The 11609-nt window shown below is 61.9% G+C and carries 10 protein-coding genes; 9 read left to right on the top strand and 1 reads right to left on the bottom strand.

Annotation, left to right across the window (positions count from 1 at the left end; genetic code table 11):
* Window positions 1-331: 331 nt before the first annotated feature.
* From BISU_RS10675 to glnA, 9 genes are all read left to right on the top strand, one after another.
* A complete protein-coding gene (locus BISU_RS10675; RefSeq protein WP_024463613.1) occupies window positions 332-2008 on the top strand; it encodes a glycosyltransferase family 39 protein in 1677 nt (558 codons plus the stop codon).
* Window positions 2009-2192: 184 nt separating this feature from the next.
* Window positions 2193-3230 carry a glycosyltransferase family 2 protein gene (locus BISU_RS10670; RefSeq protein ID WP_051246097.1) on the top strand — a complete coding sequence of 346 codons (1038 nt, stop codon included), beginning with the start codon at window positions 2193-2195 and terminating at the stop codon, window positions 3228-3230.
* Between the two features lie 93 nt (window positions 3231-3323).
* Window positions 3324-4721, top strand: coding sequence for a histidinol dehydrogenase (gene hisD, locus BISU_RS10665; protein ID WP_024463611.1), 1398 nt, complete (start codon window positions 3324-3326; stop codon window positions 4719-4721).
* Complete coding sequence (locus BISU_RS10660; protein ID WP_024463610.1) at window positions 4718-5902, top strand: histidinol-phosphate transaminase; 1185 nt, start codon at window positions 4718-4720, stop codon at window positions 5900-5902. Before hisD ends, BISU_RS10660 begins: the two co-directional genes overlap by 4 nt.
* Before the next feature lie 221 nt (window positions 5903-6123).
* The gene (hisB, locus tag BISU_RS10655) at window positions 6124-6723 is read left to right on the top strand and encodes an imidazoleglycerol-phosphate dehydratase HisB (protein WP_024463609.1); all 600 of its coding nucleotides are present in this window, start codon (window positions 6124-6126) and stop codon (window positions 6721-6723) included.
* On the top strand, window positions 6723-7529 hold the full coding sequence (locus tag BISU_RS10650; protein WP_033502962.1) for a hypothetical protein: 807 nt from the start codon (window positions 6723-6725) through the stop codon (window positions 7527-7529). Before hisB ends, BISU_RS10650 begins: the two co-directional genes overlap by 1 nt.
* Window positions 7530-7724: 195 nt before the next feature.
* A complete protein-coding gene (hisH, locus tag BISU_RS10645) occupies window positions 7725-8372 on the top strand; it encodes an imidazole glycerol phosphate synthase subunit HisH (protein WP_024463607.1) in 648 nt (215 codons plus the stop codon).
* Between the two features lie 23 nt (window positions 8373-8395).
* Window positions 8396-9121 (top strand): bifunctional 1-(5-phosphoribosyl)-5-((5-phosphoribosylamino)methylideneamino)imidazole-4-carboxamide isomerase/phosphoribosylanthranilate isomerase PriA, encoded by a 726-nt coding sequence (priA, locus tag BISU_RS10640; protein WP_024463606.1) that lies wholly within the window; start codon window positions 8396-8398, stop codon window positions 9119-9121.
* Between the two features lie 98 nt (window positions 9122-9219).
* The gene (gene glnA, locus BISU_RS10635; RefSeq protein ID WP_024463605.1) at window positions 9220-10557 is read left to right on the top strand and encodes a type I glutamate--ammonia ligase; all 1338 of its coding nucleotides are present in this window, start codon (window positions 9220-9222) and stop codon (window positions 10555-10557) included.
* A gap of 56 nt (window positions 10558-10613) precedes the next feature.
* Here the strand turns inward: glnA and BISU_RS10630 are convergent, their stop codons facing one another.
* The gene (locus BISU_RS10630) at window positions 10614-11546 is read right to left on the bottom strand and encodes a hypothetical protein (RefSeq protein ID WP_024463604.1); all 933 of its coding nucleotides are present in this window, start codon (window positions 11544-11546) and stop codon (window positions 10614-10616) included.
* Window positions 11547-11609 lie beyond the last annotated feature (63 nt).

Genomic DNA, 11609 nt, shown 5'->3' with positions numbered 1-11609 from the left:
TCTGGCATCCCGAGTATCACCGCCGTAAAATGGCGGTTTTGGACCGTCCGATACTCGGCTCCCCGAAAAGTAACGCCTCACACAACGCAGATAGACCTCTGCGGCACCCCAATAACGCCACACGTAACGCAGATACACCTGCACACTGGAACTTCCAACCCCGCAACGCGTCGAAGTGCCTTTTTCTGATGCTGCGCGGACACTCTCACGCAAGCGGGTGCATCTTGCTCGCCGCCCAACTGCAGAAACTCGCTCCTGCCGCACTCGAAACCTGTCCATTCGTATGAGGTCTCTGCGGCGTTTGCCGCAAAACGCACGAATACCTTGGGAGATGAGCTGGCCGACCGACATAAGTATGCCGGCCGGCGAAGTGCGCGAGGAGACGACGATGGAGAACGACGGCAGCATTGCGAAGCGGCCAGATGCACAAGGCTCGCCCAATACGCGGACGGTCCTGGTGGGAACTGCATGTGAGCGTCGCGTCGCCAGAGCAGCACCGCATCGCTTATATGAATCCGCGTTGCTTATCGCCGTGGGCGTGTCGTCATGTGCTTTGAGCATGTTCCTGGGCAGGCGCGCATCGGTATGGTTCGACGAAGGCTATTCGATCATGATCAGCCGCAGACCGGTTGGCGAGCTCATCCGCCTTACTTCGGTCGATGCACACCCGCCGCTGTATTATCTCGTGCTCAAACTCTGGGGCAGCTGCTTCTCATGGCAGGAATGGTCTCTGCGCCTGTTGAGCGCAATATTTGCCGGGCTTGCGGCGGCTGTGACCGTGCTGCTCATCAAGGAGCTTGCCTCTCCTTCAGTGGCCGCGCTCAGTGCGCCGCTATTGGTCATCGCACCGTATCATCTGCGTTTCGGCTATGAGATTCGCATGTATTCGCTGGCGAGTCTCATTGTGGTGGCCGCGACTCTTATGCTGGCGCGTGCAGTTCGGATGCGACGCAAACGGTTCTGGATAGCCTATGCGGCGTTGGTCGCGCTCGGCATGAGCACCTTGTTCGTCACGGCCACGGTATGGATTACGCAGTTTTTGCTGCTGACAGTCGCCTCCGTTCGCCGACGCATGCCGTGGGGGTGGCTTGAAGCCTATGCGTTAGCTCTCGGTTTGTATGTGCCCTATCTGCCCTTTGCGCTTCACCAAGTGCTCTCTGCGACGATCAATCCGCTGCTGAGTCATGGCATGACGCTCGCTGCACTGGGCGACACGCTGAGCCTATTCGTGCTGGCCCGCAGCGGTGATGGCATCGGGCCTGTGCAAACGCTGCTGTGTTTGTTCGTGGCCGCGATTCCTTTCTGGTACATGTTTCACGTCGGCGGCAGTCGCGCAACGGCATCAAGCCAGACGGCACAGGCGCGGGATCGCCGGGCCTGCGCCGTGCTGGCTGCCATGGCGGTGATGCCGCTGGGCGTGTTCGCCGCCATCGATGCTCTCAGACAGCTGGCTGGAGTGCCATTGATGTACATACCAAGGTATGCATCGTTCGTCAGCATGTTCTTCTATGCGCTCGTTGCCGTCGCACTCACGGATAGAATCCAGCCGTCATTGCTGCTGAGTGCGCGTAGCCGCGTCATTGCGGCGTGTGCCGTAGTATGCGTTGTGGCGATTAGCCTTATCGGCATTGCCAACTTGGATGCGGACGGCAATCGCAATTTTGGCGAGCGGCGCACTCCTATGGCTGAAACGGAGCGAGCGCATATCGTCTGCTCACCGGATAACACGATTCTCGCCGTTGATGCGTTCATGTACATCGAAACCGCCTACTACTTTGACGGATGCGCTTTGCGTTTCCTTGCGACGCATGAGATTGCACTATCCGGTGGATACGCTCCGTTGCACGGGAGCCCCGCTCGAATCAGCGATGCCCGCGAGCTGCGCACGCCGACGGTTACGGTGCTCACGTGGGTCTCGGACCGCAAACCGCTGGACGATCCGCGCTACCGACTTGTGCACGAACGTGTTTTCAGTAGGCAGAAGGTCTCCACGTATGCGCTGCGATGATGATAATGCTGCTTGCCGTGACAACACTGTCAGGGATGCTGCTGCCGCCCTGCATACACCGGCGATACGCACGCTACGAGGGCGTTTCAGTCAGCACAATCAGTTCAGACAGCACAGTCGAATCCGTAGGCACGACGTGCGAGGCGTGGCAATGACGGCGCAGAAAGGGCAGAAAGGACAAAACATGCAGGCAACACGGAAAACACAAGCTGAGCGAGCATCAAGGTCGCTCACGGTGCTCGTGCCCTGCTGGAACGAGGAAGAGTCGCTGCCCAGGCTGTTCGAGCGACTGGACGGTCTGCGTCGAAACGAAACACGGCCCATACGTTATTCTTTTCTGTTCGTGGATGACGGGTCGAAGGATTCCAGCCAGAGTCTCATCCGGGCGTATGCAGCCACGCGGCCTTATGCGCACTATATGTTCCTATCCAGAAACTTCGGCAAGGAGCAAGCGATGTTCGCCGGCATTGAGCACGTGAACACAGACGGCCTCGTCATCATCGACGCAGACCTGCAGGATCCTCCCGAACTCATCGGGCAGATGGCCGATCTGTGGATGCAAGGCTATGAGGACGTCTATGCCAGGCGTCGCTCCCGCCAAGGGGAGAAATGGTTCAAGAAGGCGAGTTCGCATGCCTATTACGCACTGCTTCAGAAGATTGCCAGCGTGGAGGTTCAGCAGGATACCGGAGATTTCCGCCTGCTCGACCGCAAATGCGTGCAAGCCCTGCAGCAGTTGCGCGAATCGGAACGCAATGCGAAGGCGCTGTTCAGCTGGATCGGCTTTCGCAAAATCGAATTCCTCTATGATCGCGACGTGCGTGCGGCGGGAAAGACGAAATGGGGCTTCGCCAAGCTATGCAGACTCGCCCTCGACGGCATCACCAGTTTCACGACTGCGCCACTGCGCATAGCCACATGGCTGGGCGTTGGGGTTTCGCTCGCCTCGGCGGCATATGCGGTCGCCATCGCGGTCAAGCGGCTCACGACCGGGATCGACGTGCCGGGATACGCGTCGACGATGGTCGTCATGCTCCTGCTTGGCGGCATCCAGCTGCTGAGTTTGGGAATCATGGGCGAGTACATTGCCAGAATCTTCAACCAGACCAAAGGCAGACCGAATTATCTGATTGAGGAAGACGATATCGGCACATCACAGTCGTCTTTGCCGCACCGTGTCCAAGGCGCGCAGCGAATATCTCACGATGCGCAGACGCAGTGACATGGTGCTGCGGCGACTCAGTATTGAAGCGGCACATCATTGAAAAGACACAGCCTGCGTGCTGTGTACGGGGTGTGGCTACCATAGGTGGGTATGAGCGATAACACCATGCGAATCATCGACCTGCGCGGCAAGCGCCTGACCCGTGCCGAGATGCTTGAGGCGATGCCCCGGGCCGAAATGGGGACCAGCGAGGCGAGTGAACTCGTCCGCCCGATTCTCGACGACGTCAAAGCCAGAGGCGCTGCGGCCCTGCGCGATTTCGGCGAGAAATTCGACCATATTCGTACCAAGAATCTACGCGTGCCGGCCGAGGCCATGCAACAGGCCCTTGACGAGCTGGACCCCGAGGTGCGTGCGGCGATCGAGGAGTCGGTGCGCCGGTCTCGCGCGGTCGCCGCATCGCAGGTGCCCAAGGACTTCCACACCGATCTGGCTGAGGGCGCGCGCGTGAGCGAACGCTGGATCCCGATCGATCGCGTCGGCCTGTACGTGCCGGGCGGCAAGGCCGTCTACCCGAGTTCGGTGATCATGAACGTGGTGCCGGCACAGACCGCCGGCGTGCGCTCCCTGGCTATTGCGACGCCGCCGAGCAGGGAGGGCGACGACGGGCTGCCGAGCAAGACGATTCTCGCCACCTGCGCGATCCTCGGCGTCACGGAAGTCTATGCTGTCGGCGGGGCACAGGCCATCGCCATGTTCGCCTATGGCGCGCGCGGATCGGAGCCGCAGGACGGCGAAATCCTGTGCGATCCGGTCGACAAGATCACTGGTCCGGGCAACATCTTCGTGGCCACGGCCAAAAGCATGGTCTCCGGTATGGTCGGCATCGACGCCGTAGCTGGCCCCACCGAAATCGCGATTCTCGCAGATAAGGACGCCAACCCCAGCTGGGTGGCCGCCGACCTGATCGGCCAGGCCGAGCATGACGAGCTCGCCGGTTCCGTGCTCATCACCGACAGCGAAGAGCTTGCCGCCGCAGTGCAGAAGGACCTCGACTACCGCGTGCCGCGCACCGAACACGCCGAGCGTGTAGCGACCTCGCTGACCGGTCGCCAGTCCGGCATCATCCTCACCGACGATCTTGACCAGTCCGTGGCGGCGGCAAACTCCTACGCCGCTGAGCACTTGGAAATCCAGACCGCCGACCCAAACGCCGTGGTGCCGCGCATCATGAACGCCGGAGCTATCTTCCGTGGACCGTATTCGCCGGTGCCGCTGGGCGACTATATGTCCGGTTCGAACCATGTGCTGCCCACCGGCGGCACGGCGCGCTTCAACTCCGGTCTCGGCGTGCATACTTTCCTCAAGCCCGTGGAGGTCATCGAATACGACGAGCAGGGTCTCAAAGCCCTTGCCTCCCGCATCAACGCCTTCGCGGTCTCCGAGGATCTGCCTGGGCACGGCGAATGCGTACTTAGCCGCTTCGTCGATGACCCGTACGACAAGGCGACGCTGCAGGAGCAGGAACGAAAGGCAGGACTGCGATGAGCGCATCCGACCAATCAGACAGCACCATACCGGCCACGCTGCCGCTGCGCAACGATCTGATCGGGGAGGAGCCGTACGGTGCCCCGCAGCTCGATGTGCCGGTGTGCCTGAACGTCAACGAGAACCCGTATCCGCCAGATCCCAAGGTGGTCGCGGCCATCGCCGAGCGTGTCGCGGCCATCGCGCCGACGCTCAACCGCTACCCTGACCGCGAGCATATCGAGCTGCGCCAGGCGTTCAGCGACTACCTGGCCCGCGAATCGGGCGTGCGGCTGAAAGTCGAGCAGCTATGGGGCGCGAACGGCTCCAACGAGATCATGCTGCAGCTCTTTCAGGCTTTCGGCGGCCCCGGGCGAATTGCCTTGGGCGCGGATCCCACGTACTCCATGTACCCCGAGTACGCGCGCGACACTTTCACCACATGGCAGCTCGTGCACCGCAACGAGGACTTCACGCTCGACGTCGATGCGACGATTGAAGCGATACAGGACGTCAAACCCTCGATGGTGGTGCTCACCAGCCCGAACAATCCCACCGGAACAAGCCTGCCGATAGACGACCTGGAACAGATTCTCGCGGTCTGCGAGCAGGTGCCGGTCACCGGCGCGAACGAGGGCGTGCACCCTGTCGTCGTCGTGGACGAGGCGTATATCGAATTCCGCGATCCGGACGTGCCCACGGCGCTGCCGCTGATCGACAGCCATGCGAACCTCGCGGTCAGCCGCACCATGAGCAAGGCCTTCGCCTTCGCCGGTGCGCGCGTCGGGTATGTGGCGGCTTCGCAAGGCATCATCGACTGCCTGCGCATCGTGCGCATGCCGTATCATCTTTCGGCCATCACGCAGGCGGCGGCGCTCGCCGCATTCGACCACACCGACGAGCAATTGGCGCGCGTGGCGCATCTGCGCGAAACCCGCCAGCAGACCGCGCAGTGGCTTGAGAGCCTGCAGTACAAGGGCGAGAGCATCAAGGTCGCGCCTTCGGCATCGAACTTCCTGCTCTTCGGCGGCTGCTTCGACAACCGCCAGCGCATCTTCGACGAGCTGCTGAACCGAGGCGTGCTCATCCGCGTGGTCGGTCCGGACGGTTGGCTGCGCGTATGCATGGGCACCGACGAGGAGATGGCACGCTTCCGCGAGGCGTTGGCCGAAGTCCTGCCTATAGTGGAACAGACAGAGTAGCTGCAACAAGCACAGTGTTGCAACAAGCAGAGTGTTGCAGCAGACAAAGTGCTGAAACAGGCAAAGCAGTTACAACAGGCAGAGCAGTTGCAGTACGTACCAGCAGGTACAGCAACAGCAGTGAAACAAGCACGGCAGCAGGCATGTTTCCCTCATCTGGATGCGCCGCAGGTGGCATGCGGGTGAGGGAAAGGAAACGGCTGCGAACGGGGGAGACATATATGGCACGTACAGCCACGATCACACGAGCAACCAGCGAATCCAACATCGAGCTCAGCCTCGATCTCGACGGCACCGGTGCGACCGACATCGACACCTCCGTGCCGTTCTTCAACCATATGATGACGGCCCTGGGCAAGCATTCGCTCATCGACCTGCGCATCAAGGCCTCGGGCGACACCGATATCGACGTGCACCACACCGTCGAGGACACCGCCATTGTCTTCGGCGAGGCGCTTAAGCAGGCGCTGGGGGACAAACGCGGCATTCGCCGCTTCGCCGATGCCACCGTGCCGCTGGACGAAGCGCTGGCCAAAGCCGTCGTCGATATCTCGGGCCGCCCTTATGCCGTATGCACAGGGGAACCGGAAGGATTCGAGTTCGCCATGATCGGCGGGCACTTCACCGGGTCGCTGGTGCGCCACGTCATGGAATCGATCGCTTTCCACTCCGGCATCTGCCTGCATATGCAGCTGCTTGCCGGGCGTGATCCGCACCATATCGCCGAGGCGGAGTTCAAAGCCCTCGCCAGGGCGCTGCGCTTCGCCGTCGAGCCTGACCCGCGCGTCACCGGCATTCCCAGCACGAAGGGTGCGCTGTGATGGCTGACGGCAACGAGAACGACGACGACTTCGATTCCCGGGATGAGCGGCCCGACGACCTCCATTTCAGTGATGAGGAGCTTGCCGCGGCGCTCGAAGGCTTCGAGCAGGAATTCGAAGAGGGCGGCGAGACTCAGCCATCGCCATCCGAACAGGGGAACGACGGCATAGCGTCTACTACGTCCGGCGCGGCTGATGCGTTCGACGCAACGGCTGAGGATAACGCAGCTAACGCAGCCGAGAGGCCAAACGCATCTGCTTCAGCATCTCCGTCAGCGCCGCAATCCCCGTTGGATGCGGCTGATTCCGCACTCGACTTCGATGAGGAGTTGCGCGGACTCGTCGGCGACAAGGCGAAGGGTGCCGCACTCATCACCCGACTCGCCTCGGCCCGCCTGCTTGCGGCGTTCTGCCAGATCTCCGATATCTCCGCCGATTGCATAGGCTCCGATCAGGGGGCAGTGGCCGTGCTGCGCAATCTGGACGGTGACGCCCCCGAATCCGCAGCCAAGGATCTCACCACCGTGGTCTCAGGCATGGCCGCCGTGCTGGCGGTGAACCGCGCTGACAAGCTCGATTCGACGTTGTATTTGCACGGCGAGGCCGGACAGACCTTTGCACCGCCGATTCTCTTTGCTTCGGCTCCGGATTTCGTGGAGGATCTTATGCTGGGCATCGCGTCGCTGGCGGATCTGCGCGAGCAGGGGTTGCATATCATCGATTCGGCGAGTCTCGACCACGACGCGGCCATGGCCATCATCGCCGAGCATACGCGGTTCGGTCGCGGTGCCTCGCATATCCGGTGATGGCGCTGCCCGACGCCAGCAGCGCTGTACAACACTGCGACACTGTGACATTCCAACACTGCGCGCAATGGCACTGCATACTGCGATGACACTGCGCACTGCGTTATTGCACGCAGTGTCATCGCACACACGGCATATATACTTTCGCATAGATCCACTATCCAGACAGGCATTGCACACCAAGGAGCTTCCCTCATGACTTCAGCCGTGGTATTCGATTACGGATTCGGCAACGTGCGTTCGATGCTGCGCGCGCTCGCCAACATCGGGCTTGACGCGACCCTGACCTCCGACTACCGGCAGGCGCTTGAAGCGGACGGCTTGGTGGTGCCCGGCGTCGGCGCATTCGCCGCCTGCATGCAAGGGCTCAAACGGGTTGGCGGGGACCGCGTCGTGTACGACCGCCTGCGCGCGGGCCGGCCGGTGCTCGGCGTGTGCGTCGGCCAGCAGATCCTTTTCCAAAGCGGCGACGAGAACGGCGTCGAGGCGCAAGGACTCGGGCTGATCGGCGGCTCCGTCGACAAGATCGACGCCGACGTAACCCCCCATATGGGGTGGAACACGCTTGAGGCTCCGCAGGACACGGTGCTGCTCAAGGGCATCGAGGAGGAGCGCTTCTACTTCGTGCATTCCTATGCGGCCACCAGCGCCGAGCCAGCCGACTGCTCGGCGCTGCACATCGACTTCGGGCCGACGCAGCAGCAAGTCGCCTGGTGCCAATATGACCGCACGCGCTTCGTGGCGGCCTATGAGCGTGGGATCCTGTCGGCAACCCAATTCCACCCTGAGAAGTCCGCCAAGGCCGGCGAGCAGCTGCTGCGCAACTGGGTCGCGACATTCTAGAAAATCCGCAAGAAAGGACATCCATCATGCTGACCCTTCTCCCCGCCGTCGATGTACGCGACGGCAAGGCCGTACGACTGCGACAGGGCGAATCAGGCTCCGAAACCGACTACGGCAGTCCGCTTGAGGCCGCCCGCACCTGGGTCGAGTCCGGCGCCTCGTGGATTCATCTGGTCGATCTGGACGCGGCCTTCGGCACCGGCGACAATCGCGCCCAGCTGCGCGAGATCGTCGCCGAGCTCGGCGATACGGTCAGCATCGAGATGAGCGGCGGCGTGCGTGACGACGAGAGTCTCAAAGCTGCGCTCGATGCCGGCGCGGCACGCGTCAACATCGGCACCGCCGCGCTCGAGAACCCCGAGTGGACCAGGCGCGTCATCGGAGAATACGGCGCGCAGGTGGCCGTCGGCCTGGATGTGCGCGGGCATACTTTGGCGGCCCGTGGCTGGGTCAAGGAGGGCGGCGATCTCTTCGAGACCATGGATATGCTCAATGCGGCCGGCTGCTCTCGCTATGTGGTCACCGATGTGACGCGCGACGGCATGATGAGCGGGCCGAATCTCGAACTGCTGCGTGAAGTCGCGCAGCGCACCGATGCCAAGGTCACGGCCTCGGGCGGCATATCGTCGCTGGACGACCTGCGCGCGATAGCCGAACTCGCATCCTTCGGCGTCGACAGCGCGATCCTGGGCAAGTCGCTCTACGCCCGCGCGTTTACGCTTGAACAGGCCCTTCGCGTGGCTGACTGAGCCGTTTCTCGTCGGGGCCTTAACGGACAATCGGGGGCGGACGACACGCCTGTAGCATGGTTAAGCAGACGTAATAATCGCATGGGAGCATGTGGCATATGGATAAGCAGCAAGAGTTTGCGTTGCGCACGGTCGAGGAACGCGACGTGCGCTTTATTCGGTTATGGTTCACCGATGTGCTGGGGACATTGAAGTCCGTCGCCATCGCGCCCGCCGAGTTGGAGGCGGCGTTCGAGGAAGGGCTGGGCTTCGACGGCTCGGCCATCGAGGGCATGACGCGCGTATCCGAGGACGATATGATCGTGAGCCCGGACCCTTCGACCTTCCAGATTCTGCCGTGGCGCGATGGTCCGCAAGGCACTGCGCGCATGTTCTGCGACATTCTCACGCCTGACGGCGAGCCGTCGCTGGGAGACCCGCGCCATGTGCTCAAGGGCACGCTGGCCAAGGCCAAGGAGAAGGGCTTCACCTTCTACGTGCATCCCGAGATCGAGTTCTACCTCTTCGAGCATCAGGAGGACTGGTCCAGGGCCCCGACCCCGATCGACGAGGGCGGATACTTCGACCATGTGCCGCGCAGCCCGGGGATGGACTTCCGCCGCGCCGCCGTCAACATGCTCGAGCAGATGGGCATTTCGGTCGAGTACTCGCACCACGAGGGCGGGCCCGGCCAGAACGAGATCGACCTGCGGTACGCCGACGCGCTGACCACGGCCGACAACATCATGACCTTCCGCACGGTGATCAAGGAAATCGGCCTTGAACGCGGCATCCATGCCAGCTTCATGCCCAAGCCGCTCACTGATCAGCCCGGATCGGGCATGCACACCCACCTGAGCCTGTTCGAAGGCGACGCCAACGCCTTCTACGAGGCCGGTCAGGAGTTCAACATGTCGCTGATCGCGCGGCAGTTCGCGGCGGGCATTCTGTACCATGCTTCCGAGATCAGCGCGGTGACCGACCAGTACGTCAATTCCTACAAGCGGCTGTGGGGCGGCGCCGAGGCGCCGAGCTACATCTGCTGGGGCCACAACAACCGTTCCGCGCTGCTGCGCGTGCCGCAGTACAAGCCGGGCAAAGGCAATTCCTCCCGCATGGAGTTCCGCGCCCTCGACGCGGTCGCCAACCCGTATCTCGCCTACTCCGTGCTGCTCGCGGCTGGTCTCGACGGCATCGAGCAGCAGATGCAGCTCGGCGAGCCGACGAGCGACGATGTCTGGGAGCTCACCGACGCCGAGCGCAAGGCGATGGGCATCCAGCCATTGCCAGAATCCTTGGACGAGGCCCTGAAGGTCATGGAGAAATCCGATTTCGTGGCCGGAGTCCTAGGGGAGCACGCCTTCGAATACTTCCTACGCAACAAGCGCCGCGAGTGGGAGGACTACCGCCGCCAGGTCACGACCTACGAGTTGGAGAAGTTCCTGCCGAGGCTGTAAAGGTTTCACACGCTTAGGGTCTGAAGGCTTTACAGTTTTCAGACCCTAAGCAGACCCTAGGATTTATTGCCGAACCATCCGCGGTAGATGATGGAGAAGTTGCGGTTGCCGTAGCTTGAGCAGGAGTCGCCTTCGCCGTCCCCCGCCTGCAATGCGGCCGCGTTCGGCTGATAGGGCGTATAGATGTACAGTAGCGCCGTGGCCTCGTTCTCGATGTAGACCGGGCTGCCGCTGCAGGATGCATTCGGATGATAGGCTACGTAGTTCAGCGCCTTGGCATGATAGCGGTAGTCGCCTTCGTGTGCGCGATAGTACTGGTAGCGCTTCGCCGCGCCATACACCTGATTGAAGAATCCTGCGTACGCCGGGTCGCAGCTGGCATCGTCGGGACAGCTCAGTCCCATCGCCGCCTTGTATTGAAAATCGGTAGGAGCGGTGGCCGTTACGAGATGCTGCTCCTTCTGCAGCATCGTCAGCAGCACCTTCTGGCTCAGGCCGCAGGCTCGGGCTGATTTGTCGATGATTGCGGCCGCAGACTCGCCTTTGGCTCCGGCATATGCCGAGCACAGGCCGTCGGCTGGCCGGTCCGCAGTGTCGAAGGTCATGGATTTGAGACAGCGGCTGCCCGAACAAGATGCGCCCTGCTCATCGAGGAAGGATTGGACTTCCGCCTGGCTCATCGCGTTGCCGTTGAAGAACTGGCCGTCGGCGATGATATTGCCGGGATTGAACCCGTATTGGCGTGCCGCCGCAGCCTGCTCGTTCTGGACTGTGCTGATCTCATGCTGCCACTGCACGAACCGCACCAGCCCCATGATGAGCGCCAGCACGCATAATGCTGCGAGAATGCCAAGGATTATCCGCGCCACGCTGGGACTTCTGCGATTTCTGCTGTTTTTGCCATGTGGGCGTTTGCCATGCTGGGCGCCTGATTTAGGCTGGGTGCGTCGCGCCGAATGCTGTTGCCGTGGAGAGGAAGTGCGTGTCATTGTGAGCCATTGTAATTCAGATACCTAGCGAAGACGTGGACGCTTTTCATTTCTGAATGATAC

Origin of the sequence: Bifidobacterium subtile, assembly GCF_000741775.1 — a bacterium.
Lineage (GTDB): Bacteria > Actinomycetota > Actinomycetes > Actinomycetales > Bifidobacteriaceae > Bifidobacterium > Bifidobacterium subtile.
Note: the sequence above shows the minus strand (reverse complement) of the source record. Positions and strands in the feature narration are given on the sequence as shown.